27 protein-coding genes and 1 tRNA gene are annotated in these 25226 nt (G+C 68.1%); 22 read left to right on the forward strand and 6 right to left on the reverse strand.

Translation table 11 applies throughout. The features are described 5' to 3' along the window. Nucleotides 1–95: 95 nt before the first annotated feature. Entirely contained in the window at nt 96–2663 is a 2568-nt protein-coding gene (gene topA / locus OXM57_08095) for a type I DNA topoisomerase (GenBank protein ID MDE0352639.1), read from the reverse strand. Between the two features lie 138 nt (nt 2664–2801). Here topA and OXM57_08100 point away from each other — a divergent pair, with 138 nt between their 5' ends. The 20 genes from OXM57_08100 (at nt 2802) to OXM57_08195 (ending at nt 18881) form a co-directional block, all read left to right on the forward strand. Then, the gene (locus OXM57_08100; protein MDE0352640.1) at nt 2802–4169 is read left to right on the forward strand and encodes an MFS transporter; all 1368 of its coding nucleotides are present in this window, start codon (nt 2802–2804) and stop codon (nt 4167–4169) included. A 27-nt stretch (nt 4170–4196) separates the two neighbouring features. Further along, nucleotides 4197–4796, forward strand: a complete 600-nt coding sequence (gene tmk, locus OXM57_08105) for a dTMP kinase (protein ID MDE0352641.1) — start codon at nt 4197–4199, stop codon at nt 4794–4796. Further along, nucleotides 4796–5866, forward strand: a complete 1071-nt coding sequence (locus tag OXM57_08110) for an AAA family ATPase (protein ID MDE0352642.1) — start codon at nt 4796–4798, stop codon at nt 5864–5866. The genes tmk and OXM57_08110 overlap by 1 nt, the downstream gene beginning before the upstream one ends. A gap of 109 nt (nt 5867–5975) precedes the next feature. After that, nucleotides 5976–6641, forward strand: coding sequence for a class I SAM-dependent methyltransferase (locus OXM57_08115; protein MDE0352643.1), 666 nt, complete (start codon nt 5976–5978; stop codon nt 6639–6641). A gap of 7 nt (nt 6642–6648) precedes the next feature. After that, the gene (locus tag OXM57_08120) at nt 6649–7680 is read left to right on the forward strand and encodes a potassium channel protein (GenBank protein MDE0352644.1); all 1032 of its coding nucleotides are present in this window, start codon (nt 6649–6651) and stop codon (nt 7678–7680) included. Between the two features lie 48 nt (nt 7681–7728). Then, entirely contained in the window at nt 7729–8355 is a 627-nt protein-coding gene (locus OXM57_08125; protein ID MDE0352645.1) for a lysophospholipid acyltransferase family protein, read from the forward strand. A 35-nt stretch (nt 8356–8390) separates the two neighbouring features. Beyond that, nucleotides 8391–8462, forward strand: a tRNA-Thr gene (locus tag OXM57_08130). A gap of 102 nt (nt 8463–8564) precedes the next feature. Next, the gene (locus OXM57_08135) at nt 8565–9143 is read left to right on the forward strand and encodes a sigma-70 family RNA polymerase sigma factor (GenBank protein ID MDE0352646.1); all 579 of its coding nucleotides are present in this window, start codon (nt 8565–8567) and stop codon (nt 9141–9143) included. Beyond that, nucleotides 9143–9379, forward strand: a complete 237-nt coding sequence (locus OXM57_08140; protein MDE0352647.1) for a zf-HC2 domain-containing protein — start codon at nt 9143–9145, stop codon at nt 9377–9379. Before OXM57_08135 ends, OXM57_08140 begins: the two co-directional genes overlap by 1 nt. 8 nt (nt 9380–9387) lie before the next feature. Continuing rightward, the gene (locus OXM57_08145) at nt 9388–10326 is read left to right on the forward strand and encodes an oxygenase MpaB family protein (protein MDE0352648.1); all 939 of its coding nucleotides are present in this window, start codon (nt 9388–9390) and stop codon (nt 10324–10326) included. A 114-nt stretch (nt 10327–10440) separates the two neighbouring features. After that, on the forward strand, nt 10441–10743 hold the full coding sequence (locus OXM57_08150) for a hypothetical protein (GenBank protein MDE0352649.1): 303 nt from the start codon (nt 10441–10443) through the stop codon (nt 10741–10743). Between the two features lie 31 nt (nt 10744–10774). Beyond that, the gene (locus tag OXM57_08155; GenBank protein MDE0352650.1) at nt 10775–11827 is read left to right on the forward strand and encodes a zinc-dependent metalloprotease; all 1053 of its coding nucleotides are present in this window, start codon (nt 10775–10777) and stop codon (nt 11825–11827) included. Continuing rightward, complete coding sequence (gene tilS / locus OXM57_08160) at nt 11806–13158, forward strand: tRNA lysidine(34) synthetase TilS (protein MDE0352651.1); 1353 nt, start codon at nt 11806–11808, stop codon at nt 13156–13158. Before OXM57_08155 ends, tilS begins: the two co-directional genes overlap by 22 nt. Then, nucleotides 13137–13664, forward strand: coding sequence for a hypoxanthine phosphoribosyltransferase (hpt, locus tag OXM57_08165; GenBank protein ID MDE0352652.1), 528 nt, complete (start codon nt 13137–13139; stop codon nt 13662–13664). The genes tilS and hpt overlap by 22 nt, the downstream gene beginning before the upstream one ends. A 163-nt stretch (nt 13665–13827) precedes the next feature. Then, nucleotides 13828–15708: an ATP-dependent zinc metalloprotease FtsH gene (gene ftsH, locus OXM57_08170; protein ID MDE0352653.1), complete on the forward strand. Its 1881-nt coding sequence runs from the start codon at nt 13828–13830 to the stop codon at nt 15706–15708. Between the two features lie 2 nt (nt 15709–15710). Next, nucleotides 15711–16292, forward strand: coding sequence for a GTP cyclohydrolase I FolE (gene folE, locus OXM57_08175; GenBank protein ID MDE0352654.1), 582 nt, complete (start codon nt 15711–15713; stop codon nt 16290–16292). After that, nucleotides 16289–17152, forward strand: a complete 864-nt coding sequence (folP, locus tag OXM57_08180) for a dihydropteroate synthase (protein ID MDE0352655.1) — start codon at nt 16289–16291, stop codon at nt 17150–17152. Before folE ends, folP begins: the two co-directional genes overlap by 4 nt. Then, nucleotides 17136–17615 carry a hypothetical protein gene (locus tag OXM57_08185; GenBank protein MDE0352656.1) on the forward strand — a complete coding sequence of 160 codons (480 nt, stop codon included), beginning with the start codon at nt 17136–17138 and terminating at the stop codon, nt 17613–17615. The genes folP and OXM57_08185 overlap by 17 nt, the downstream gene beginning before the upstream one ends. Then, on the forward strand, nt 17612–18514 hold the full coding sequence (gene folK, locus OXM57_08190; GenBank protein ID MDE0352657.1) for a 2-amino-4-hydroxy-6-hydroxymethyldihydropteridine diphosphokinase: 903 nt from the start codon (nt 17612–17614) through the stop codon (nt 18512–18514). Before OXM57_08185 ends, folK begins: the two co-directional genes overlap by 4 nt. A gap of 76 nt (nt 18515–18590) precedes the next feature. Then, nucleotides 18591–18881: a hypothetical protein gene (locus OXM57_08195; protein ID MDE0352658.1), complete on the forward strand. Its 291-nt coding sequence runs from the start codon at nt 18591–18593 to the stop codon at nt 18879–18881. A gap of 8 nt (nt 18882–18889) precedes the next feature. Here OXM57_08195 and OXM57_08200 read toward each other — a convergent pair whose 3' ends face one another. The 3 genes from OXM57_08200 to nth are packed head-to-tail and all read right to left on the reverse strand — an operon-like array spanning nt 18890 to nt 20652. After that, nucleotides 18890–19363: a PaaI family thioesterase gene (locus OXM57_08200; GenBank protein MDE0352659.1), complete on the reverse strand. Its 474-nt coding sequence runs from the start codon at nt 19361–19363 to the stop codon at nt 18890–18892. After that, the gene (locus tag OXM57_08205; protein ID MDE0352660.1) at nt 19356–19916 is read right to left on the reverse strand and encodes a phosphoribosyltransferase family protein; all 561 of its coding nucleotides are present in this window, start codon (nt 19914–19916) and stop codon (nt 19356–19358) included. The genes OXM57_08200 and OXM57_08205 overlap by 8 nt, the downstream gene beginning before the upstream one ends. 49 nt (nt 19917–19965) lie before the next feature. Then, on the reverse strand, nt 19966–20652 hold the full coding sequence (gene nth, locus OXM57_08210) for an endonuclease III (protein ID MDE0352661.1): 687 nt from the start codon (nt 20650–20652) through the stop codon (nt 19966–19968). An 81-nt stretch (nt 20653–20733) separates the two neighbouring features. On the opposite strand from nth, the gene OXM57_08215 reads away from it, so the two are divergent. Then, entirely contained in the window at nt 20734–22014 is a 1281-nt protein-coding gene (locus OXM57_08215) for an MATE family efflux transporter (protein MDE0352662.1), read from the forward strand. On the opposite strand, the gene OXM57_08220 is transcribed toward OXM57_08215, so the two are convergent. After that, complete coding sequence (locus OXM57_08220; protein MDE0352663.1) at nt 21993–23222, reverse strand: MFS transporter; 1230 nt, start codon at nt 23220–23222, stop codon at nt 21993–21995. The two genes, OXM57_08215 and OXM57_08220, sit on opposite strands and share 22 nt — an antisense overlap. Before the next feature lie 135 nt (nt 23223–23357). Continuing rightward, nucleotides 23358–23897: a GNAT family N-acetyltransferase gene (locus OXM57_08225; GenBank protein ID MDE0352664.1), complete on the reverse strand. Its 540-nt coding sequence runs from the start codon at nt 23895–23897 to the stop codon at nt 23358–23360. A 206-nt stretch (nt 23898–24103) separates the two neighbouring features. Here OXM57_08225 and OXM57_08230 point away from each other — a divergent pair, with 206 nt between their 5' ends. Further along, a complete protein-coding gene (locus OXM57_08230; GenBank protein MDE0352665.1) occupies nt 24104–25162 on the forward strand; it encodes a hypothetical protein in 1059 nt (352 codons plus the stop codon). Nucleotides 25163–25226: the final 64 nt, after the last annotated feature.

Genomic DNA, 25226 nt, shown 5'->3' on the forward strand with positions numbered 1-25226 from the left:
AGTTTCAGTGGTCAGTGGACCAATATAATCCAACATAAACTAGCAACTAGCAACTAGCAACTAGCAACTAGCAACTAGCAACTAGCAACCAGCAACTACCTTCTCTTGGGCGGCCACTTGCCCTGGCTCTTCAGCTTCTCCCTCTTGGCGGCGAGCAGCCGGGCGGCCTCCTCGAGGCCCAGGCCGGCCACGGCGTTCTCTCGAACCGAGGCGTTCACGACCCCATCGGTCAGGTACGGTCCGTACCGCCCGGTCCTGACCACCACCTCCCCCCCGGACTCCGGGTCCTTGCCCAGTTCCCTCAGAGGCGGCGCGGCGCGACGGCCCCGCCGGGCCTTCGGCCGGTTCATCACAGTGACCGCCTCTTCCAGGGTGATGCCGAAGAGCAGTTGCGGGTTGTCCAGGTTCCGGTACTCGGTACCCATCTTCAGATACGGTCCGTAGCGTCCCAGACCCGCCACGATGGTCTGGCCGGTGTCAGGATGGACCCCCACCGAGCGCGGCAGGGAGAGCAGGCGCAACGCCTCCTCCAGGCTCAGCGAGTCCAGGTCCATCCCGGCCAGGAGCGAGGTTCGCTTGGGCTTCTGGCGGGACCCGGAAACCTGCTCACCGAGCTGCACGTAGGGTCCGTAGCGTCCGTTGCGGGCCAGGACGGTCAGGCCCGAGTCGGGATCGGTGCCCAGGATCTTGTCGCCCGAAGGAGCCTCCAGGAGGCTGAGGGCTTTCTGCAGGGTCAGCTCGTCCGGCGGCAGGTCGTCGGGTATCGAGGCTCGATCCTCGCCCCTGGCGAGATACGGCCCGTACCTCCCCACCCGCGCCACCACCTCCGCGCCGGTGGCGTCCTCCCCGATGGGTATGAACAGGCTGCGCGGGTCGATCTCCTTGACACGGTCGGAGGCGATCAATTCCAGGAGGCCGGGGGATCCGTTCCCGTGGAAGAAGCGGCTCAGCCAGGGGACCTTCCGTTCCTCGCCACGGGCGATCTTGTCGAGGTCCCCCTCCATGCGGGAGGTGAAGCCGTAGTCGACCAGGTGGTCGAAGTGGCGTTCCAGCAGCACCGTGGTGGCGAAAGCCGTCACCGACGGGACCAGCGCGGTCCTCTTCTTGAACACGTAGTCGCGTTCGATGATCGTGGAGACGGTGGAGGCGTAGGTGGACGGCCGCCCGATCCCCCGATCCTCGAGTTCCTTGATCAGGGAGGCCTCGCTGTACCGGCTCGGCGGCTCGGTGCGGTGCTCCCTGGCGAGAGCGTTCCGGGCGGTGACCTGGTCGCCTTCTTCGAGGCGGGGCAGGTGCCGTTCCCGGTCGGTCTGGGCATAGACCTTCAGGAAGCCGGGGAACCGAATGGTTAGGCCCGACGCCTCGGACTCCACGTCCGTTCCGTCATCGATCGACGCTCCCGCCCGGACCCTGGTGGACTCGCCCCGGGCTGGCGCCATCTGCGAGGCCAGGGTACGCGCCCACACCAGCTGGTAGACCAGGTGCTGGTCGCGGTCGGACACCAGTTCCACCACTTCCTCGGGCGTCCTCCACCGGTCGCCGGCGGGCCGGATGGCCTCGTGCGCCTCCTGGGCGTTGGCCACCTTGCCGGTGTACCGGATGGGTCCGGAGGCCAGGTATTCCTTGCCGAACCGCTTCGCGATCTCGGACCGGGCTGCCGTCAGGGCGGTCTCGGACAGGGTGATGCTGTCGGTCCGCATGTACGTGATGTAGCCGTTCTCGTAGAGGGATTGGGCAGCCCGCATGGTCCGGCCCGGCTCGAACCGCAGCCTGGTGGAGGCCTCTCGCTGGAGGGTCGAGGTACGGAAGGGCGCCTGGGGCCTGCGCGTGTAGGGCTTGCGGTCCACCTTCCGGATCCGCAACCGGGAGCCCTCGATCGCTCCCGCCAGTCGGGCCGATCGGTCTCCATCGAGGAGCACGACCGCGGCGGACTTCAGGTTCCCCCTGGCGTCGAAGTCCTTGCTCCCGGCCGTACGCACGCCGTCAACGGTCACCAGCTGGGCTTGGAAGCTCTCATCGCCGCGGGTGACGAGACGGGCCTCCACGTTCCAGAAACTGGCCGATCGGAACGCGATCCGCCGGCGTTCCCGCTCCACGAGCAGGCGCACGGCCACGCTCTGAACCCGACCGGCGGAGAGACCCCTCCTGACCTTGCGCCACAGCACGGGCGACACGCCGTAGCCGACCAGCCGGTCCAGGGTCCGCCGGGCTTCCTGGGCATCGACCCGGGAGCTGTCGATGGTACGGGGGTTGGCCAGGGCCTCCCTGATCGCGCCGGGGGTGATCTCGTGGAACACCATCCGGTGGGTTGGAACCTTGGGCTTCAGCACCTCGGTGAGGTGCCAGGCGATGGCCTCTCCCTCACGGTCCTCGTCGGTCGCCAGGTACAGCTCGGACGCCTCCTTGGCGGCCTGCCTCAGCTTGGTGACGATCCGGCGCCGGTCGCCGGGAACGATGTACAGGGGTTCGAAGTCGTTGTTTACATCGACTCCCCAGTTCTTGGCCCAGGCCTGGTCCCGGTACTTGGCAGGGATCTGCTGGGCGCGGTCGGGTAGGTCGCGGATGTGACCCTGGCATGATTCCACGCGGTAGCCCCTTCCCAGGTAGCCCCCGATGGTCTTCGCCTTGGCGTTGGATTCGACGATGATGAGCGGCTTGGCCATGAGGTCTTAATATCCTCATTCTGTCGAGCTTGTCAAAACGGGCCGGTCGTCCCGACGGCCGGTCGGCCCGGTGATAGTGCCCGAGCCCTCCGGCTACGAGCGTACCCGGAGGGTGTGACATGACCTAGAGGGACGACCATAGAACTAGTACGCAAAGGCGCTTTCGCGAGGCTCTGGTGGGCAAGCGCAGCCTCCTCGTGGGGCGACTGGATCACGTTTTTCGCCACGCTCGCCCTGGCCGATCATATCGGCGGCAGCACCGCGGTCCTGGTCCCCCTGGTGAGCCGGATCATTCCCAGCTTGTTGCTGGGTCCGCTGGCGGGCGTGCTGGCCGATCGATTCGACCGCAAGTGGACGATGGTGGCATCCGATGCCGGGCGCGCGGTGGTGGTGCTTTGGCTGGTGCTGGCCAACGATCTGGTCACCATCGCCGTCATCTCTTCCATCCTCGAGATCCTGACCATGGTTCGCCAGCCGGCCCGGGAAGCGGCTGTACCCACCCTGGTCGAGACGGAACAACTGGTGAAGGCCAACAGCTTCTCCGCCGCCGCCGCCTACGGAACCGCGCCGATCGGGGCGGCGACCTGGTCGGGCGTGGCCGCTCTCTACGCGGTGTTGGGCGCGGTGGGTCCGATCGACCGGGCCCCCGACCTGGCCTTCGTCCTGGACTCTGTGACCTTCCTGGTCTCCGGGGCGATCGTGGCCACCATCGCCATCCCCAAGCCGACGCTGGCCGATGCGAGCGGCGCCCGGGACCGGGCCGGGAGGGATTGGTCACAACCCTTGCGCGACATGGTCGAGGGATTCGCCTTCGTCACCCGGACCCGTACTGTCCGCCGGGTGGTGTTCGGGATGGCGGTGGCCCTGTTCGGCGGGAGCGCCCTCCTGCCCCTCGGCCAGTCGTTCGCCAGTACCGTCCTGCGAGGAGGTGACACCGGGTTCGGGGTGCTGGTCACCGCGCTGGGCGTCGGGGTGGGCGTGGGCATGATGGGGGTAGCCGTGTTCAGCTCCGACCGGACCCGCTACGACCTGACCTACGCGCTGAGCCTGGGCCTGGCCGGTCTGGCCATAGCGCTGGCCGCCTTCGCCCAGACCATCAGCGGAGCGGCCGGTTGGGTGCTGGTCGGCGGGATCGGGACCGGCGTGGCCTATGTCACGGGCTTTACCCACCTCCATGGCGAGGTGGACGACACCCTCCGGGGACGCACCTTTGCGGCTCTGTTCACGCTGGTCCGCATGGCCATGCTGGCCTCGTTCGCGCTGGCGGTGGTGGTCGCGAACGCCCTGGACGGCATCTTCCCCGCGCCGTTCGACAGCGGCATCCGGAACCTGTTCGCCATCTCCGGCGTGCTGATCCTGGGCACGGGTTCGCTGCTGATCCTCGCCATCCGGTCGGCCCTGCTCAAGCCGGACGTCCCGCCCGAGGTACGCCGGTCGATACGGGATGCCTCCCGCGCGTTCGGCTTGATGAGAGGCCGGCGGGGCGACTCCGGGTACCGCGATTGAGCGGGCACCGGGCGGGGCGGTAGCGCGGTGAACCGCTACATAGCGCTCGAGGGCATCGACGGGGCCGGTAAGACCAGCGTGTCGACCGCCCTGGCCCTTCTCCTCGAGGAGGCCGGCCACGACGTGGTGCGGGTGCGGGAACCGGGCGGGACCGCGGTGGGGGAGGGCTTGCGGCAGATCCTCCTGGATGGGCCTCCGGTCACGTCATGGGCGGAGGCGCTGATGTTTGCCGCAGCCCGGGCCCAGCTCGTCGCCGAGGTGATCCGTCCCGCTCTCGATCGGGGCGCCTGGGTCCTGAGCGACCGCTCCGTCTACTCGTCGCTCGCCTACCAGGGTGCGGGCCGCGGGCTGGGCATGGACCGCGTCCGCCGGATCAACGAACCCGGCCTGCTTGGAACCTGGCCCGACCTGGTGGTGTTGCTCAGCGTCTCTCCCCCCGACGGCCTGGCGCGCCAGTCCAGACCGGATCGGATCGGCGCCCAGGGCGTTCCGTTCCTCGGGGCGGTCGCCGAGGGTTTCGCCAGGCTTGCCGAAGAAGAACCCGGTCGCTTCGTGGTGATCGACGCCGGGTGTCCGGTGGAACAGGTGGTGGCCGGCGCCTGGGACGCCTTGGGAGTCCCAGCCTGATGGCCGGGCTGCACGGGGGCGCCGGGATCATCGGCCACCGCGCCACCCTGGACGCGCTGTGCGCCGAGGTGGCGTCGCCGGCCCATTCCTACCTGTTCACCGGACCCGCCGGTGTCGGGAAGGCCACCGTGGCGCTCTCATTCGCGGCGGAGTTGGCGGGCCGGTCAGAGGCTGACCGGGATCGGGTGATGCGGAAGAGCCATCCCGATGTGGTGGTGATGGGACCCGAGGGCCGCGCCGGTTTCGGGGTGGGCCAGTCCCGGGTGGCAATCACGGCAGCCAGCCTGCGCCCGGTGGAGGCCGACCGGAAGGTGTTCATTCTCGACGAGGTCTCGACGATGACGGAGGCAGCGGCCAACGCCCTGCTCAAGACGTTGGAGGAGCCGCCGCCCGGGACCGTTTTCGTCCTGGTGGCCGAGTCGGCCGACGACCTGCCTCCCACGGTGGCGAGCCGTTGCCGGCTGGTCCGCTTCGGGCGGGTGCCGGAGGGGGAGCTGGCCGCCGCGCTGGTGGACCGCGGCGCGGAAGCGGAACGGGCGTCGATGGTCGCCCGGATTGCAGGGGGGAGGCCGGGTCTGGCCCTGGACCTGGTGAGGAGCCGGGAAGCGGCCGCCTTCCGGCGGTCATGGCTGGCGGTCCCGGGCCGTCTCCCATCCGAGCCCGGCCATGGTTTCCGGCTGGCCGAGGAGATGCTGGCAGCCCACGAGCCCCTGCTGGAGGGGATCAAGGCCCGCCGCTATGAGGAGGAGGAGGCCTACAAGTCGCGCGGAGACCGGATGCCGAAGGCGTTACGCGACAGCTACGACCGCACGTTGCGGCGGACCGGCACGTCATTGCTGGTGGCCGGCCTGGACATGCTGGCTTCCTGGTACCTGGACGCGGCCTCGGTGCAGCACGGTGGGCCGGTCCGCAATCCGGACGTGCCGAGGACCGAGCTGGCGAAGGTGCCGGCCCGTCCGGCGGCGCGCTCGGCGGAGTTGGTGATCGATGCCGGCGTCCAGCTCCGCCAGAACCAGCGGCCCAGGCTGGTGCTGGCCTGGCTATTCAACCGCCTCGCAGACGGCGTATGAGTAGTTGCTAGTTGCTAGTTGCTAGTTGTATATGATAATGCTGGGCCAATGACCGTCGGCTACGGGGCCGGATGTACCATCACTCAGGAAGGCAACACGAGGTAGCAGGATGAGTATCGGCAACCAGTTCATCTCGGCGGAGTTGTACGAATACATCCTGGCCACCTCTCTCCGCGAGGATGACCTGGGCCGCGATCTCCGGGAGGTGACCGCGCTCCTACCCGAGTCCAACATGCAGATCTCGCCGGACCAGGGCCAGTTCATGGGGATGCTGGTGAAGCTCATGGACGCCACCCGTATTGTCGAGGTCGGGGTGTTCACCGGCTACAGCAGCCTCTGCATGGCCAGGGCGATGCGAGACGGAGGCACCCTGGTGGCCTGCGACATCAGCGTCGACTACACCGACGTGGCCCGCCGCTACTGGGCGCGGGCGGGCGTGGCGGACCGGATCGACCTGCGGATCGGCCCCGCCCTCGAAACGCTGGACGGCTTGATCAGCGAAGGTAGGAGTGGGGAGTTCGATCTGGCCTTCATCGACGCCGACAAGGAGAACTATCCGGGGTACTACGAGCGCTGCCTGTCCCTGTTGCGCTCCGGCGGGCTGATGATCCTGGACAACATCCTCTGGAGCGGTCGCGTGGCCGACCCGGCCGACACGGGCCGGCAGACCTCCATCCTCCGGGACCTCGCGGCCGAGGTCGGTCGGGATGGCCGGTTAGTGGACGTAACCCTCCTGCCGGTGGCGGACGGCGTGCTCATGGCCCGCAAGGCCTGACGGCGACATGAAGATCGGCTCCTCCATGCGAGCTCCCGAAGCCGGTGAGGTCAGTTGGACGCGCTTCCGGGCCGGGCTGGGCCTGCTGGCCCTGGTGCTCGTTCTCGGCACGACGGGCTACGTCGTGCTGGGCCTGCCATGGCTCGACGCCCTTTACCAGACCGTCATCACCATCTCGACGGTGGGCTACCGGGAGCTGGGCACATTCAGCACTCGCTACGAGGTGTTCACCATCCTCCTGATCCTGTTCGGGACCGGCACCGGCCTGTATACCCTCGGAGTGCTGATCGACACCATGTTCGAGGCCAGGGTTACGGGACACTTCCGGAGGCGAAGGATGAGGCGAAGAATCGATCGTTTGAAGGGCCACGTGGTCCTGTGTGGCTTCGGCCAGGTAGGGGAAGCCATCTGTGAGGAGATGATCCGGAGCGGCAAGCAGGTGGTCATCGTCGACCGTTTGCTCCCGGACCGCGCGGATGGCTCTTCCGACATCCCGATGGTGCAGGGCGATGCCACCGATGACGCCGTCCTGCATCGGGCGGGGCTGGGGCGGGCCCGAACCCTGGTGCTGGCCCTCGACTCCGATGTGGACAACCTGTTCGTGGCGCTGACGGCCCGCTCGATCAACCCCGAGATATTCATCGTGGCGAGGGCCAACCACGGGGCGGCCATCGGCAAGCTGCGCCAGGCCGGAGCCGACCGGGTGGTGAACCCCCACCAGATCGGCGGGGCGCATATGGCGGCGATGGTGGCGCAGCCGGAGGTGGTGGAGTTCCTCGACGTGGTGATGCGAGACGGCGAGTTCGAGGTGCGGATGGCGCACTTCGAGATCGCTCCGGGCTCGCAGCTGGCCGGTCGCTCCCTGGGCGAAGCAGGTATCCGGCGCCGGACGGGAAGCACCATCCTGGCGATCCGGCGCGGCGAGACCTTCCTGACCAACCAGGACAGGCAGCTGGTTCTGGAACCCGGGGACATCATCATCGCGCTCGGCACCGACGACCACCTGCGCCGGCTCCAGGCCCACACGACCGGGACCTGACCCATCGTTCCGGCCGCTCTCCGGGGGCCTCTCAGCAGGATCGCCTGGGTGCTGCTGTGGCCGCCGGCCAGGGTCGTGGCCGCCTGGTTCCCGTATTCGGTCGTCCGCCGCGCCCGGTTACCGAAGGGTCCGTTCGTGGCGGTCATCAACCACTTCTCCTTACTAGATCCACCCGTCGCGGGCCTGGCCCTCCGCCGGCCGGTGAGGTTCCTCGCCCTCGACGAGATCTGGGGCGTCAATGCGGCTCTCGACGCGGTGCTCACGTCCTTCGACTCCATCCCGGTTGCCAGGTCCGACCGCCGGGCGCTCGGGGCGTTGAGGGCGGCACTCCGTCACCTGGAGTCGGGGCGTCCGATCGGGGTGTTCCCGGAAGGCCGCCGGGTGGCGGCCTGGGGGGAGGTCCCGCTGAAGACCGGCGCGGCCTGGCTGGCGTTACGAGCGTCGGTTCCGGCCGTCCCCGTGGCCATCTGGGGGAGCCAGCACGCCATGCCGATGGACGGGATGAGGGTAAAGCGCGCCCCGATCAGGGTGGTGGTCGGGACACCGATCGACCCCAGGCCGTTCATGGAACGTTCCGACCCGGTGCCGGCCCTCAACGAGTCCATCCGCTTCGCCCTCGACCAGGAGCTACGCCGGCTGGAAGCCGCCTACCCGGACGGGCCGGCCGGCGGATGAGGTGGAGAGTTTCCAGCACTAGAATTGGCGGACCTGCCGGAGTAGCTCAGGGGTAGAGCAGCTCACTCGTAATGAGCAGGCCAGGGGTTCGAATCCCCTCTCCGGCTCGCATGCATGGCGCGGTTAGTTTGCCGAGAGGCGGGACCTCCCCGGCCGCCAGGTCAGACTGGCGATCGCTCGTGGGCACTGGATAGCCAGGGACGAGGCAGATGGCGGACAGGGCGAACTTCGAGCGGGACGCGATGCAGTACGCACATCCTCTCTTCTCGGCGGCACTGCGCATGACCCGCAACCGGGCCGATGCCGAGGACCTGGTGCAGGAGACATTCCTGAAGGCGTATCGCGGATACGAGGGCTTCAAGGAGGGGACGAACCTGCGCGCCTGGCTGTACAGGATCCTGACCAACACGTTCATCAATCGCTACCGGCAGCAGCAGCGCCGTCCTAGCGAGGTCGATCTGGACGGGGTGGAGGGGCTCTACCTCTACAAGCGGGTGGCCACGACCGAGACCGATCGGGCGGCGCGCTCGGCAGAGGACGAGGTGTTCGACGCGCTGGAGGGATCGGACGTACGGCAGGCGATCGACAAGCTCCCCCGGAAGTACCGGATGCCGGTGCTGATGGCCGACCTCGAAGGCTTCTCCTACAAGGAAATCGCCGGGATGCTGGAGATTCCCATCGGAACCGTGATGTCGAGGCTCCATCGCGGACGAAGGGCGCTACAGAAGCTATTGTGGCAGACCGCGGAGGAACGGGGGTTCCGCACCCCCGACGGGGAAGGGGATTGATGCACCGCAAGTCGTGCTTCCGGGCCGCCACCAGGCTCTACTCGTATCTTGACGGCGAGATACGGGCCATCCGGAGGATCCGGATCCGGCTGCACCTCAGGCGATGCCTGAATTGCGAGCGCGCCTTCCACTTCGAGAAGCGGCTGCGCCGCTTCATTCGCGAACGGGCCCGGGTCGATGCTCCACCCGAGGTGGTGGAGCGCATCCGCCGACTGATCCGGGACCGGCACTCCTAGTGGTCTAGGTGATCGGACCTCGTTCGATAAGGATGGGGGAGTTGTGGCGGTCCCGGGTCCGGGCCTCCGCCACAGGTCCGTTCGGCCACATCGAGTACCCGCTACGCCACACCCTGGACTTCCCCGGCGACCCCGGCGTGTGCGGTCCCGGCTCGGCATCCTGGTCGGTGATCTCGGATGTGGCCGCCTTCGTGGGCGGCATCAGGGCGCTGTTGATCCAGAGCGCCCATCCGGAGGTGGTGGCCGGGGTTGCGGACCACTCCCGCTACCGGGTCGACCCGCTGGGACGGCTGTCCCGGACCTCCGCCTACGTCACGGCAACCACATTCGGCGCCGGCCCTGAGGTGGAACGCGCCGTGGAGGCGGTCCGAAGGGCTCACAGCCGCGTGGAGGGGACCTCCCACCGTGGCCGGCCCTATTCGGCCGGTGCTCCCGGCCTGTCCGCCTGGGTGCACAACGTGCTGACCGACTCTTTCCTGGCCGCCCACCAGGCATTCGGGGCGGTAGCCCTGACCCCGACCGACGCCGATCGCTTCGTGCGCGAGCAGGCCCGCATCGGACGGATGCTCGGCGCGGAGCCCGTGCCCGTGGAGGCCGACCCGCTATCGCGCTGGGTGTCGGCTCACGCAGACCTGGCCCCGTCGCCCGGGATGCGGGAGGCGGTGGACTTCCTGGCGGACCCGCCGCTGGCGGGGCTGCAGAAGGTCGGTTACCGACTCCTCTATCTCGGGGCGGTCTCGACCATTCCGGATCGGATCAGAGGCCTGCTCGGGATCCGGCGTCGGGGTGGCCGTCCGGCCGGTGCTCTGGCGGTGAAGCTCCTCCGGTCGGTGCTGGGGTTCTCGCCCACCTGGAGCCTGGCGCTGATCCGCACCGGCTGCCCGGTTCCCGAAGGAGTACTCCGCCAGCCCCTACCCGTCGACATCCCGCCCGGCTGGAAGGTCTAGTTGCTAGTTGCTAGTTGCTAGTTGCTAGTTGCTAGTTGTTAGTTACTAGTTATCTTAGAGTACTACAGACTACAGACTACAGACCAGACCACAGACGCTGGTACTATCCCCTCCATGGCAGGGGCGGCAGGAATCAGGGCGCTTACGGGGCCGGTCTCCTGGTTGCTCGTGGGGTTGGTCCTCTGCGCCTGGCCGGCTACTTCAGTGCTCGCAGCCGATGAGCCGGAGGCTCCGGCCGCGGATGCGCCCGTGCCCGCCATCCCGGTTCCCGACGATCCGCCCGCGGAACCCGAACCCGAATGGTCCTACCGGTTCCTGGTCCCGGCCACCCTGTTACTCGGTACCGTCGCGGTGGTGGGCGCCATCATCATGTACTTCGTGAGGGTCACCAAGAACCGATACCGTGTGATCAGGTGAGACCGGCGCGGCCGCGATGGGGCCGGCTCCCATGGGCCCCGGTCTGATGCAGACCGAGGAGCAGGCCCGAACCCTGCAGGTGGCCGGCTACCTGGCGGGCACCTATCCCCTGGCCGGCAGTTACCACCTGGCCGCCCTCGAAGAGGTGGCCCCCGCCCTGGTCCACCGGGCCGGCGCCATGGTCGAGGAGGAGACCGGCTTCTCCGGTCCGGGCCAGCCCCGCGTCATGGTCATCGACCGGCTCACGTGGGTGGAGCGCAACCTGGCCTTCTTCACCGAGTTGCTGCGTCCCGTGGAGGAGAAACTGCAGGATCATGCCGAGGAGGCCGGGTCGGGCCACCGCGTCGCCGAGTTCCTGATGGCCTTGGAGTCTGGCGCCGTTCTGGGGCTGCTGTCCCGGCGCGTCCTGGGCCAGTACGAGCTGCTACTCCCATCCGACGGTCGAGCGGACCAGATCTGCCTGCCCGCCCCCAATATCTTGGAGATGGAGAGGAAGTTCCAGCTGCGTCCCGACGACTTCCGATTCTGGGTGGCTCTTCACGAGGTCACCCACCGGCTCCAGTTCGTGGGTGTCCCATGGCTCCGCGAATACTTTCTGGGCCTGGCGGGAACCCTGGTGTCTCTGTCCGCTCCCGAGGATCCGTCGCGGCTCGAAATACTCCTGTCCCGGGCAGCCAAGGCCATCAGGGATGGCAGGCCTCCGGTGGGGGAGGCCGGGGTGCTGGGCCTGATGGCTACTCCCTCCGAGTTGGAGCATCTCGACCGGGTGCAGGCGCTCATGTCGCTGGTGGAGGGTCACGGGCATGTGGTGATGGACCGGATCGGGCAGCGAGAGCTGGCCACGTGGAAACGGATGTCCGATCTCTTCACCCGGCGCCGCCACCATCCTCGGGTAGCGGCCCTGTTGCGCCTGTCGGGATTGGAAATGAAGCTGCGACAGTACGAAGAGGGACGCGAATTCATCCTGGCGGTGGTGGAGCGGGCCGGATGGGCGGCGGTGGATCGAGCCTGGGAGTCGCCCGAGACCCTGCCCACCAGGGCGGAGATCAAGGCCCCCGAGACGTGGTTGGCTCGCGTCGCCTAGAGCGACTCGGCTCCGAGGTCGTCGCCCTGGTCGGCCAGGCGCTCGGCGACGACCCCGGCCGGCTGGCGGCGGCCCTTAGCGGAGGCGCCGACAGCGCGGTCCTGGCATGGGCGATCCAGGAGTGCGGCCGGAGCCCCCGAGCCGTACATGTCCACCACGGCTGGCCCGGTTCGGAGCGGATGGAAGCTGCGGCCAAGGCGGTCGCGGACCGGCTCCGCCTCGAGTTCACCGTCGTGAGGGTGGACACCTCCGCGCCGGGCTCGCCCGAGGCTGTCGCCCGCCGGGCCCGCTACGAGGCGCTGGAGCGCCGGCTCGGCGCCGGCGAGCGGGTCGCCACCGGCCACACGCTGGACGACCAGGCCGAGACCGTCCTGGGAAACCTCTTGTGGGGGTCCGGGCTGGACGGGCTGAGGGGCATCCACCGGTCCCGTCCCGGCCTGGTGCGTCCCCTGCTCGAAGTGACCCGGACCCAGACCCGGGAGTTGGCCGCCCTGCTGGGATTGCCGTTCGCGGACGATCCGGCCAACCAGGATGCCTCCTACCGGCGGGTCAGGATCCGCCGCGCCCTGGCCGGGTGGGAGCGGACCCTGGCCCCCGGCATCGGCCGGAGGCTGGCCGGTCTGGCCCGGCTGGTCGAGTCCGACGTGGCCTTCCTCGAGCAGGCCGGCGCGTCGGCCAGGGTGGAGAGCGTCGGAGGATCGGTGCGGGTGGCGGCCGGTGAGGTCCGAACCCTTCCGCCGGCCCTGGCGGCCCGGGCCATCCGGCGGGCCCTCCGGACGCTCGGCGAGGGACACCCGGGCGCCCGGCGCGACGTGGATGTTGTCCTGAGGGCGGCCTTTGACGGGAAGGAGGGCCGCGTCTCAGGAGGACACCGGGTGGCTCGCGTGGGGGCGTACGTGATGATCGGCGCCGAGGACCGTCCCGCCGTCCCGCCGTCGGTGCCCCTGTCGATGCGGGGAGCAACCCGGTGGGGCGCCTGGCACTGGGAGGCGCGGGAGCATCCCGGGCGGCCCGAGGCCTTTCCCCTCTCCCGGTGGCGCCAGGCTTTCGACGCCCGGGCCCTGCCCTGGGGCGAGGCGGTGGTCCGGCCGGCAGATGACGATGACCGGATCGCCATGGCCCGGGGAGGCAAGCGGGTGGCGGACGCCCTGTCCGAGGCTCGCATCCCCCGTGCCGAGCGGGCGGCATGGCCGGTGCTGGCCGTGGGTGGCGAGGTGGTATGGGTGCCGGGAGTCCGCCGGGCCTACCGTGGATGGATCGGCGAGGATACGATGGGGTTCGTCCTGGTAGAGGCGACGAGGGAGGACAGGTGGAAGCCGGTCGGGTCTTGATCAGCGAGGAGGAGATCGCTCAACGCCTGAAGGAGATGGGCGACGAGATTTCCCGTGCCTACAACGGCGAGAGGCTGCTGGTGGTGGGGGTGTTGCGGGGGGCCTTCATGGTGATGGCCGACCTGGCCCGGCATATCAGCATCCCCGTGGAGTTCGATTTCATGGCGGTGTCCTCGTACGGATCGAGCACCAAGACTTCGGGTGTGGTGCGGATTCTCAAGGACCTGGATGAGGAGATAGCCGGCCGCCACGTGCTGCTGGTGGAGGACATCGTGGATTCGGGACTCACCCTCGATTACCTGCTGCGCACCCTCCGGTTGAGGAACCCGAGCTCCATCGAGCTGGCCACGCTGCTGCTGAAGGAGGGGGTGCAACGGGTCCCGGTCGAGGCCAGATACGTCGGCTTCCGGATCGGCCCCGAGTTCGTGGTGGGATACGGCCTTGACTACGACCAGCTCTACCGAAACCTTCCCTATGTGGGGGTCCTTGACGAACATATGATTTAGAGGGGTGGTCATACGCTCGTTTCTCCCGTAGGATGGGGAACGCGAACCTCCGCTACGCCACCATACCGGGCTCACCGGGTCTCTCGCCGCGCCATGGCAACAACAGGGGAAAGATGAATTGAGTAAGACCACCCGCACCATCGTTCTCTACGGTCTCGTGGTGATGGCCCTCGTGCTGCTGGGCCAGCGGTTTCTCGACCAGGCGGCCGAATCGGGTGAGATTGATCTGACCGTATTCGAACAGGTGGTGGAGGACGGCTCCGTAGCCGAGGCGACCATCCTCGAGCGTTCCAACGCCATCGAGGGCATGCTGGCTCCCGGAACACTCGTCCCGGACGTACCGACCGAGTTCCGCGTTCTCTACCCGGCCGAGTACGAGGGAGCGCTCACCGAACTGCTCCTCAGTAACGATGTCAAGGTGATCATCGATCCGGAGCCCCCCGGTTTCTGGGGTCTGATCGTCGGATTCCTGCCATGGCTCCTGATCTTCGGCTTCATGATCTTCGTGATCATGCAGATGCAGAGCGGTGGAAGCCGGATCATGCAGTTCGGCAAGGCCAAGGCCAAGCAGGTGACCAAGGACCAGCCCAAGGTCACGTTCGAAGACGTGGCCGGGCTCAAAGAGGCCATCGAGGAGTTGGGAGAGATAAGGGACTTCCTGGAGTCCCCGCAGAAGTTCCGGGCAATGGGCGCCAAGATTCCCAAGGGAGTACTCCTCTACGGGCCTCCCGGCACCGGCAAGACCCTCCTGGCGAGGGCCGTGGCCGGTGAGGCCGGCGTCCCGTTCTTCTCGATCTCCGGATCCGATTTCGTCGAGATGTTCGTGGGCGTGGGGGCCAGCCGGGTCCGTGACCTCTTCGAGAAGGCCAAGTCCTCGGCGCCGGCGATCATCTTCATCGACGAGATCGACGCGGTGGGACGGCACCGGGGCGCCGGTCTCGGGGGAGGCCACGACGAGCGGGAGCAGACGCTGAACCAACTCCTCGTGGAGTTGGACGGTTTCGACGTGGCGAGCGGGGTAATCGTGATCGCCGCCACCAACCGGCCCGACATCCTCGACCCGGCGCTGCTCCGGCCGGGCCGTTTCGACCGACAAGTGGTGGTCGATCGTCCCGATCTCAGGGGCCGGAGAGCCATCCTCGATGTCCACGCCAAGGGCAAGCCGATCTCCGACGACGTGGATATGGAGGCCATCGCCCGCCAGACCCCCGGATTCACCGGCGCCGACCTCGCCAACCTGATCAACGAGGCCGCCCTGCTGGCGGCGCGCCGTGACAAGGAGTTGGTCGAGCCCGGGGAACTCGAGGAGGCCATCGACCGGGTGATCGCCGGTCCCGAGCGCAAGAGCCGGGTGATGAGCGATCACGAGAAGAAGGTCACCGCCTACCACGAGGGTGGGCACGCCCTGGTGGGCTTCGCCCTTCCCAACGCCGACCCGATCCACAAGGTGACCATCATCCCCCGGGGGCGGGCGGGCGGCTACACGCTGGCGCTCCCGACGGAAGACCGGAACTACATGCGCCGGTCGGAGCTTACCGACCAGCTGGCCATGCTGATGGGGGGACGGGCAGCCGAGGAATTGATATTCGTCGACCCCACGACCGGTGCGTCCAACGACATCGAGAAGGCCACCGAGCAGGCCCGGCGGATGGTCATGGAGTACGGGATGAGCGACGAGCTCGGTCCCATGAAGTACGGGAAGAACAACGCCGAAGTGTTCCTCGGCCGGGATTACTCGAGCCAGCAGGATTACTCCAACGAGGTGGCGGCGGCCATCGATGACGCGGTCCGGGCACTGCTCGGCCAGGCTCATGAGGAGGCCAGGCGGATACTCACCACGCACATCGAAGCACTGCACCGGCTGGCCGACCGGCTGATCACGGTCGAGACCCTGGCGGCCGACGAGATCGTTGAGATACTCTCTGACGTGCCCAAGTGGGAGGCCAGGCATGGCTCGGATCCCCGCATCCAGGCGCCGGCCGGCAGTCCGGGGCTGGTGGAGGGGGTGGCGGCCGCGGCAGCGGCCGATCCGATCTCGCGCTGATCATGCGCAGCCAGGGGATCGACCAGGCTGCGATCCGCGACGCCGTACGGCAGATACTGATCGCGATCGGAGAGGATCCCGACCGGGAGGGCCTGACCGAGACCCCGCTGCGGGTGGCCCGCATGTATGCCGAGGTGTTCGACGGGATCCAGCGCGACCCCAGGGAGGACCTGTACCGGGTCTTCGTGGCCGACCAGCACGAGGAGATGGTGCTGGTGAGCGACATCCCGTTCTACTCGATGTGCGAGCACCACCTGCTTCCCTTCTACGGCACCGCCCACGTGGCCTACGTGCCGGATGGCCGCGTGACCGGTCTCTCCAAGCTGGCGCGGCTGGTGGACGGTTTCGCCCGCCGGCCCCAGATGCAGGAGAGGCTCACCACCCAGGTCGCCGATGCCCTCGTGGAAGTCCTGGCGCCCCGGGGTGCGCTGGTGGTCATGGAGGCTCGACACCTGTGCATGGAGATGCGAGGGGTGGAGAAGCCGGGCGCCGTCACCCAGACCTCCGCGGTGCGGGGACAGTTCCGGCGTAGCGCCGCCACCCGGGCCGAGGCCTTCTCGCTGATCAACCGGGGCCGCGTGTGAGGCGACCGAGGTGGCACGTCAGGGGTGCCGTCCTCGACCCGAACCGGGGCACCGTCATCATGGGGGTGGTCAACGTCACCCCGGACTCCTTCTCGGACGGCGGCCGCTGCCTGTCCGAGGACTCGGCCGTTGCCATGGGTCTCCGGATGTGGCGCCAGGGCGCCCACATCGTGGACGTGGGAGGCGAGTCGACCCGACCGGGCGCAGCCGAGGTCTCCGAGCAGGAGGAGCTCGGGCGGGTGGTCGGCGTGGTGGCGAGGTTGGCGTCCGCCGGTGTGCCGGTGTCGATCGACACGTCGAAGCCGGGGGTGGCCGAGGCAGCCATCGAAGCCGGGGCGGCGGTGCTGAACGATGTCACGGCTCTGGAGGACCCCGCCATGGCGCGACTGTGCGCGTCCACCGGGGTGGGGGTGGTGCTCATGCACATGCAAGGCAACCCCCGGACCATGCAGGTCGACCCCTACTACGCCGACGTGGTCGCCGAGGTCGGCGAGTACCTCCGCCGGAGGATCGGGGCGGCCACGGAGGCGGGCGTCGACCGGCGTGCGATCGCGGTCGATCCGGGGATCGGCTTCGGCAAGACGCTCCACCACAACCTGGCCCTGCTCAACGGCCTGCCCGACCTCGCGGGCCTGGGCCGGCCGGTCCTGGTGGGAGCCTCGAGGAAGGCCTTCCTGGGCGCCCTCACCGACCGGTCCGTGGAGGAGAGAGACGGCGTGACCGCGGTGGCGTCGGGTATCGGGGCGATCCTGGGCGCTTCCGTGATGAGGGTCCACGACGTGCCCTCCACCCGGGATGCGCTGGCGCTGGCTGACGCTATGGTGGCGGCCATGGATGAGGGTGATGCCGACCGGCAGTAGGCCACGGGACTTTGCCTGGGTTATCCAGGATCGCCTGGCCGCATCTTCCCGGGTGGGTGGTCAGGGCATCCAGCACCGGCGGGTCCGGCGGGAGCAGGAGATATCCTGGCTGGTCGAGGCCGGATTCACCACCGTGGTGTCGCTGCTCCCCGGCAACCAGAACGTTCGCAGCTACGAGCGAGCCGGCATCGAGGTCCACCTGGCGCCGGTTGACAGCGAACACGAAGAGGCGGCGGTCGAGCACGCATTCGAGGTCCTGGCCAAGGTCCTGGCCGATCCGGACGCCAAGGTACTGGTCCACAGGGACTTCGTTGACGACACGGTGGGTGGCATCCTGGCCGGGTACGTGGTCTTCGCCGGTCTGGTGGACGATCCCCGCGTGGCTGCGATGGTCATCCAGGAGATCATCGGACGGCCGCTCGGTCCCAGCGGGAGGGGCCTCATTCCGGCGGCGGGGGTGTGAGCGAGGTCTTGATCACATCCGGCGGGACGGCCCCGGGGGAGTCCGGCGACTCGATCACTCTGAAGGGTCTGCGGATCGAGGCCCATCACGGTGTCCTGGACAGCGAACGGCGGGAGGGCCAGCCGTTCGTGGTGGATGTGACGGTATGGCTGGATCTCTCGGAGGCCGGAGGGCACGACGACCTGGACGCGACCATCGACTACGGCAAGCTGGCCACCGAGATACACCGCCGGGTGTCGGGCGAACGATGGAACCTGATCGAGAGGGTGGCGGAACGGGTAGCCCGGTTGGTTCTCGAGGACGGCCGCGTCTCGAGGGTGGCGGTGACCGTTCACAAACCCCGGGCGCCCATCGACGTCGAGTTCGAGGATGTCTCCGTGACGGTGGTGAGGTCGTCGCACGGCACGCGGGCGGCCATCGCCCTGGGGACCAACCTGGGTGACCGGGCGGCCAACCTCGAAGAGGCTGTGGAGGGCATCCGGTTGGTGGGGCGGGTAGTGGCGAGTTCCAGTGTGTACGAGACGGCTCCCCAGGGCGTGGTCGACCAAGAGCCCTTCTACAACGCGGTGGTCCTGGTCGACACCCAGCTCGACCCGGTCGAGTTGGTGGGCCGGCTGCTCGGCATCGAGCGGGAGATGGGCAGGGTGAGAGGGCCGCGATGGGGCCCCCGGCTCATCGACCTCGACCTGATCCTGTACGGCGACCGCACTATCCGTACGGCGTCCGTGGAGGTTCCCCATCCTCGCTACCGGCAGCGCCGGTTCGTCCTGGAACCTCTGGTCGAGGTATGGCCCGATGCCCGCGACCCGGACGGCACCGCGGCGGCTGACCTGCTCGAGGCGGTATCCGGCCAGGCAGTGGCTCCGGTGGCGGTGCCCGGTTGGCCGCATGGAAGTTAGGCGGGTGACGAGGCGATAGCACCTCGACCCTATAAACTGCCCGGTTGTGATAGGTCTCCTGAAGGCGATTCGCGGGTTGCTGATCCTGGTCGCTCTGCTGCTGGCGGTGATCCCCCTGGTGATGCTGATCAGCCTGCTGACCGGTGGTACGGGATACGGCCTGTGCGCTGACGGTCTGGCGAGGTGCGATACCGCCTTCCTGACCGGACCGGCAGTGGCGGCCCGCATCTGCCTCGGGCTGCTCATGGTTGCCGCCGCCGTCCGGGTGATCTCCCGGATCGTCAGCCGGGTCGAAAAGGACCGCCGCTATGCGGACGCCCGATCCCGCTACTCGGATCTAGCCGAGTGGGCCGACCGCCTCCGGTAACCGACCTCCTATAAGCCGGCCTCCTCCATGATCTCGGCGATGGTGTGGCTGACGAGATACAGGCCCTTGGCGGTCACGCTCATGCCGCCGTCGCCCGGGTCGAGCGATCCACTGATCACCAGCCGGTTGCCCCTGCGTTCTTCGACCCGGCCCCGCAGTTCGATCTCCCCGGCGACGCCGACCGGCCGGCGGTAGCGCAGCTCCAGCCTTCCCGTGACCGATAGGACCTCCTCCTGGAGGATCCCGGCCCACACCAGGATCTCGTCAAGGGCGACGGCGGCGATCCCTCCGTGGAGGTTCCCGATGGTGCCTTGTAAGTCGTCGCGGGCGGTGAAGGTCGCCACGACTTCTTCCCCCCGGATGTCGAAATTGTCGATGTGGAGGCCGATCGGGTTGGACCGCCCGCAGGCGAAGCAGCCGTCGCCGGTATGTCGCCTGAGAGCATCGACTATCGGGGCGATCGGCGGGACAGGTTCAGCCAAAACGGATCACGCCGCCCTCGACCGACACCACGCTGGTGACCGCCCAGACCGGCCAACCCCGTTCCTCCAGCAGGCGGCGGGCGCCCACCCAGGCCTTCTCGATGGCGAACACCGCCCCCAGCATCTCGCAACCGAGTTCCTCGACGATCTCGCCCAGCGCCACCGCGGTCCGGCCCTGGGCGAGGAAGTCGTCCACGATCAGCGCCCTCATGCCGGGCTCCAGCACGTGCCTGCGGATCTCGATCGTGTACTCGAAGCCTTTCGTGGCCGACCTGACCTCTTTGCTCACCGCCTTCCTCGGCCCGGGCAGGACGTACTTCTTGGCATAGACCATGGGGAGCCCCAGTTCCGAGGCGGCGGTGAGGGCGGGAGGTATCCCGCTCGCCTCGGCGGTGACGATGACATCCGGCCGGAGCGGTGCGGCGATGGCGGCTATCCGGCGGCCGAACTCGACCATGACGGAGGGGTCGACCCGATGGTTGAGGAAGGTGTCGGCGCTGATGATCTCACCGCTGACGCTTGACCGCTCGAGTATGTACCGCTCCAGGTCCATGCGGCCTGCACGATAACCCGCACCAGGTCCGCCGACGCCGGGGGCCGGCTCAGTCCGGCGGGAGGGACTTCGGCTCGAACGGGCACAGCCTGGCGAGCTCGCACTCCCAGCACCGGGGCTTGCGAGCGCTGCAGACGTCCCTGCCGAACTGGATGATCCGCATCGAGAGATGCTGCCACTCGTGCTTCGGCACGAGGGCCTTGAGGTCCTGCTCGATCCTGGTGGGGTCGTCCTCGGTCGTGAGCGAGAGCCGGTTGGTGATCCTCCGGACATGGGTGTCCACCGCGATGGCCGGTTGGCCGAACGCCTCCGCCAGCACCACCGAAGCGGTCTTGCGCCCCACACCCTTCAGCGTCACCAACTCGGCCATCTCATCGGGAACGACTCCGTCATACCGCTCCACCAGGTCCTGTGACAGGGCGATGATCGAGCGGGTCTTCTGCCGGTAGAAGCCGGTGGAGAAGATCACCCTCTCGACCTCTTCGGGGTCGGCGGCGGCCAGGTCGTCGGGGGTCGGCCAGCGGGCGAACAGGTCCGGGGTGGCCCGGTTGACGTTCTCATCGGTGGTCTGCGCGGATATGACCGTCGAAACCAGCAGCTCGAAGGGGTTGGTGTAGGCGAGAGCCGTGCTGATCTCCGGATATCGGGAGGCGAGCCGGTTGACGATACGCCGGGCGTAGCCCCGTTGCCTTGCGGTCGGGACGGTCCCGTCCGCCCGTGCCTCACCTTTTGCCATAGTCTTCGCAGGTTAGATGTACGTCCGGACCCCGCAGGCGCGCCGACGGCGGTCGACGGCATAAGCTTCCGGGGCTCCATCATGTTCCGGATAACCGAAGACGACCGCACCATCGCCCGCCTGGCTGTACCTGCTCTGGGCGCGCTGGCGGCCGAGCCGCTGGTGGCTCTGGTCGACACCGCCTTCGTGGGGCGGCTCGGCGAGGATCCTCTGGCGGCGATGGGGGTGGTGACCGGCATTCTCGGCCTGGCGTTCTTCGTCTTCATCGCTCTGGCCTATGCCGGAACCCCGCTCATCGCCCGGGCGATCGGGATCGGCGACCACGACCGGGCGGCGCAGTTGGCCGGCCAGTCGCTGTTAGTGGCCGCGGTGCTGGGGGCTGCCGGCCTGATCCTGCTCGAGGGGGCCGCCCCCCAGCTGGTCGGCCTGATGGGCGCCGGGCCGGATGTGGCGCCGCATGCGGTCTCCTACCTGCGGATCCGCGGCCTCGGCCTGCCTGCTCTCCTCATGATCTCCGTCGGACACTCGGTGTACCGGGGGGTGGGCGACACCCGGACCCCGATGTTCATCAGCATCGGCCTGAGCCTCGTCAACCTGGTTCTCGATCCCCTGTTCATCTTCGGATTCGGATGGGGACTTCCCGGCGCCGGGTTCGCCTCGGTGATCGCCCAGACAGCGGGCGGCGGCGCCTTCCTGTTCTTCTTCGTGACCGGGCACACCGGGCTGGTCCTGCGCCGGGTCCGGCCCCGGTGGGCGGACCTGAGGGAACTGGTCGGCGCCGCGTCGGCCCTCTTCGTGCGGACTTCGGCGATCGTGGCCGCACTCACCGTCGCGGTGGCGGTCGCCGCTCGCCTGGGCGACGCCGAGGTGGCCGCCCACCAGGTGGCGGCGCAGGTGTGGATCTTCCTGAGCCTCGTGGTCGATGCGGTAGCGATCGCCGCCCAGAACCTGGTGGCGGGCCATCTCGCCACCGACCGGGCGGCCGCCCGCCGCTTCTCCCAGCGGATGCTCTTCTGGGGACTGTGCTGGGGAGTGCTCCTGGCGGTGGCTTTCTGGTTCGTGCGCAACGACCTGCCCGGGTGGTTCACCACCGATCCGGCGGTGGCTGCGCTCGTAGTCATCCTGATGCCGTTCGTCGCGCTGAGCCAGCCCCTCAACGGCCTGATCTTCGTGCTGGACGGGATCATGATCGGTGCCACCGACTTCGCGTACATGGCCAAGGCGATGGTCTTCGCCGCGGTGGTGGCGTGCTCGCTGATGGTCATGGCGGATTCGATCAGCGCCGTCTGGTGGGCGCTGCTCACCATGAACGCCCTCCGCCTGGCAACCCTGTACCGGCGCTACCGGGTGGTGGTCATGTGACTCATGTCGTCGCCCAACGTCTCGGGGATGACGAGTTGGGCGAGCATGGCTACCACCACCCCCGCGCCCAGCGCGGTCACGGTCAGCGGCAAGCCCCAGAGTTCGATCGTGGTGCCGGCGATGGTCAGGCCGATAATCGACCCGAGCACGGCCACCGTATGCAGCCACTGGGTGGCGGTGGCCCTGATGGCCGTGGGGAACAGCTCGGTCCGCTGGGCGGCGCTCACGGGCAGGGCGGCCGAGCTACCGAAGGCCGACAGCGTGGCGGCCACGATGAGCAGGTCCCGGCTCGACGTCCAGTAGAAGCCGATCCCGCCCGCCAGCCCCACGACCAGCGAGAGGAGAATGGCCGGCTTGCGTCCCAGAGTGTCGCCCATGCGCCCACCGAGGAAGAAGCCGGTTCCTCCCAGCGTGCCTCCGATCAGCAGGATGCGCGCCGCCTCGGAGGAGGTCAGGCCCAGACCGTTGACGAGGCGTTCGAGAGCGAAGGTGACCGCCACCACCGAGAAGGCGCTTAACGAGAGGCTGTAGATGCCGGCCAGCCAGAAACGTCCGGAGAAGCGACCGAACAGGGGTGGGAACACGCTGCCACCGCCGGTGTCGAACTGGAACACCCTGCTCTCCTCGACCCTCACCCTCAACCAGAGGTAGATGGGAAGGCCGGCCACCGACGCCGCGAACAGGAGGCGCCAACCGGCCTCGCTGGTCTGGGCGATCGGAAGGGCGAGGAGCCCCGCTCCGGAGCCGAGCGCCACGGCGGTGGAGTAGAGGCTGATCGCCCAGGCCCGGTTGTTCCAGTTGACCCGCTCGGCCAGCAGGACCGTAGCGAGCATCGCCATCGCTGCCGAACCCATGCGGGCGGCCACTTGCAGGGCGGTGTACACGGTGGGGGAGAAGGCCGCCGCCGTGGCGCCGGTGGCCAACATGAGCATCAGGTACGCCGCCAGGAAGGGTCCTCGACGTCCCCAGCGGTCGCCGAACACCGCGTACACGACGGCTACAAGGGAACCGATGCGGGCGACGGCGAACAGGTAGCTCATGTCGGCCTTGGACAGGTCGAACGCGAGCCGGACGAACGGGAGGGTGTTGACGGCCTGGGTCTGGACGTATCCCTGGAACAGGCCGGCCAGGTACATCAGGCCCAGCAGCCGCCAGTCATCCCGGCGGTATCCGGAGGCCGGACCGAACATGCGCAACAGGGCGCTCAAGGCATCGATCCCGCGGTCGGCCGCACGATGGACGTATTGGGGCGATGGTTCGGGCCCGTAGCGGCGAGCCAACCCGGTGTCACAGGGACCATCCCGACCAGGATACCCCGTAATCCCGCTCCATCTCTCTCCCGGCTATCGCCGTGGCGGGCCCACTCGCCTCACGTAGGCGATCGAGCCGAGGAGGCGGTCCTCGGGTATGTCGTAGTAGGTGCGGAGAACGGACTCGGAGTCGCCGGCCGGCCGGTAGCCGTGCTTCTCCAGGACGCCGCGGGCCTTGTAGTTGGCCTGGTAGGTGCCGGCCACGATCATCCTGGTGGAGCCGGGCGCAGACGCCTCGACATGGCGGATGAGGGCGCCGGCGACACCGCTTCGCTGGTGCTCGGGAAGGACGTACAGGTGGCGAAGGAGCACCACGTCCCCGATGGGCTCGCTACCCGTGACCCCCACCAGGCCATGGTCCGAGAAGGCGCCCCACCATGTCATCCGCTCCGCCTCGGCATCCCAGCCGGACTCGTCCATCTCCGGACCCTGCAGCTCCTCGGGCGGAAGGAACTCGCGGTACCAACCGGCCGCGGTGTTGATCACCCCGACCGCCGCCTTGCGTTCCCCGGATCGCAGCTCGCGGATTGCCGGGCCGGTGTCTGCGGGCGATGGCAGGTCGGGCGGGTTCAACGGAAGCTCCCAGGACGGATGGGTACTGCGGGACCGGCCATACCGATCCGCTCAGAGGTGAAAGGTACACGCTGCCGGCCCTGCGCATGCCTCCCGTCGAAAGGAGGCGGACGGCCGGGGACTCCGCCCCGTCCCGGTCGTGCGATCCGGCTGCCGGCCGCCTACTATGAGATCCCGTCGGATATAGCCGGGAGGCGGAGTTCTGAATGGCCAGGATCGTGCATATCGTTGGAACGGGGACCATCGGGGAACCCTTGATCGGTCTCATGGCCGACAACCAGGAAGCATTCGGCATCGACGAGGTGACGTTCCACAAGCGAACGCCCCTGCTGCGTGAGCGGGGCAAGGTGAACGATCTGGTGAGCCGGGGCGCTCATCTCTCGGTCGACCGGGATCGGTGGTCCGGCTTCGAGGAGCTGGGTCACGCTCCCAAGCTGGAGGCCTGGGAAGCCATCGAGCGGGCCACGGTGGTGGTCGACTGCACCCCGGCGGGCAACGAGAACAAGGACAAGTACTACGGGAAGGCCTCCGGCGTCCGCGGTTTCCTCGCCCAGGGTTCGGAGTTCGGCTTCGGCAAGATGTACGCCCGGGGCATCAACGATCAGGCTCTCGACCGGGAGGAGGACCGGTTCCTCCACATCGTGTCATGCAACACGCACAACATCGCGGTTCTGCTCAAGACGCTCGGATTCGACGCCGACGGGACCAACCACATAGTCGAGGGGTCCTTCCTCTGTATCCGGCGGGCCAATGACATCAGCCAGGCAGGCGGGTTCATCCCGTCTCCGGAGGTAGGGACCCATTCCAAGGGGAGATTCGGCACCCACCACGCGCGGGATGCCCACCACCTCTTCCGGACCATCGGAGAGGACCTCGACCTGTTCTCGTCGGCGATCAAGGTCAACAGCCAGTACATGCACGCCCTGCACTTCGAGATCGTGCTGGATCGGGAGATCACCGTTGAGGAGGCCCAGGAGCGCCTCATGGAGAACCCGAGGGTTGCGGTCACCTACAAGCGTTCGGCCGGCGAGATCTTCTCCTTCGGGCGGGATCACGGCTACTACGGGCGCATACTCAGCCAGACGGTGGTTCCGGTCGAGACGCTGGCGGTGCGGGGAGGCAACCGCATCGTCGGGTTCTGCTTCACGCCCCAGGACGGCAACCCGATGCTGTCCACCGTGGCCGCGACCCTGTGGTACCTGCATCCGGGCGGCTTCGGCGATCGCCTCGAAGTGCTGGCTCGCTTTGTCTTCCAAGAGGTCTGACCTGTTCCCAGCCCTGATTCTTCCTGTCTCCGACACACCGGCGCTTTCAGGCCACTTCAAACTG

This window comes from bacterium (assembly GCA_028820935.1).
GTDB lineage: Bacteria > Actinomycetota > Acidimicrobiia > Spongiisociales > Spongiisociaceae > Spongiisocius.

What these genes read in the sequence shown, in the direction of transcription:
- OXM57_08110 (MDE0352642.1), top strand. Translation starts at nt 4,796, where the DNA reads ATGGCCGGGCTGCACGGGGGCGCCGGGATCATCGGCCACCGCGCCACC.
- OXM57_08205 (MDE0352660.1), bottom strand. Translation starts at nt 19,916, where the DNA reads ATGGACCTGGAGCGGTACATACTCGAGCGGTCAAGCGTCAGCGGTGAG.
- OXM57_08140 (MDE0352647.1), top strand. Translation starts at nt 9,143, where the DNA reads ATGCACCGCAAGTCGTGCTTCCGGGCCGCCACCAGGCTCTACTCGTAT.
- folE (MDE0352654.1), top strand. Translation starts at nt 15,711, where the DNA reads ATGCGCAGCCAGGGGATCGACCAGGCTGCGATCCGCGACGCCGTACGG.
- OXM57_08155 (MDE0352650.1), top strand. Translation starts at nt 10,775, where the DNA reads ATGGGCCCCGGTCTGATGCAGACCGAGGAGCAGGCCCGAACCCTGCAG.
- OXM57_08230 (MDE0352665.1), top strand. Translation starts at nt 24,104, where the DNA reads ATGGCCAGGATCGTGCATATCGTTGGAACGGGGACCATCGGGGAACCC.
- OXM57_08215 (MDE0352662.1), top strand. Translation starts at nt 20,734, where the DNA reads ATGTTCCGGATAACCGAAGACGACCGCACCATCGCCCGCCTGGCTGTA.
- OXM57_08120 (MDE0352644.1), top strand. Translation starts at nt 6,649, where the DNA reads ATGAAGATCGGCTCCTCCATGCGAGCTCCCGAAGCCGGTGAGGTCAGT.
- OXM57_08135 (MDE0352646.1), top strand. Translation starts at nt 8,565, where the DNA reads ATGGCGGACAGGGCGAACTTCGAGCGGGACGCGATGCAGTACGCACAT.
- ftsH (MDE0352653.1), top strand. Translation starts at nt 13,828, where the DNA reads ATGGCCCTCGTGCTGCTGGGCCAGCGGTTTCTCGACCAGGCGGCCGAA.
- OXM57_08115 (MDE0352643.1), top strand. Translation starts at nt 5,976, where the DNA reads ATGAGTATCGGCAACCAGTTCATCTCGGCGGAGTTGTACGAATACATC.
- OXM57_08150 (MDE0352649.1), top strand. Translation starts at nt 10,441, where the DNA reads ATGGCAGGGGCGGCAGGAATCAGGGCGCTTACGGGGCCGGTCTCCTGG.
- OXM57_08185 (MDE0352656.1), top strand. Translation starts at nt 17,136, where the DNA reads ATGCCGACCGGCAGTAGGCCACGGGACTTTGCCTGGGTTATCCAGGAT.
- nth (MDE0352661.1), bottom strand. Translation starts at nt 20,652, where the DNA reads ATGGCAAAAGGTGAGGCACGGGCGGACGGGACCGTCCCGACCGCAAGG.
- topA (MDE0352639.1), bottom strand. Translation starts at nt 2,663, where the DNA reads ATGGCCAAGCCGCTCATCATCGTCGAATCCAACGCCAAGGCGAAGACC.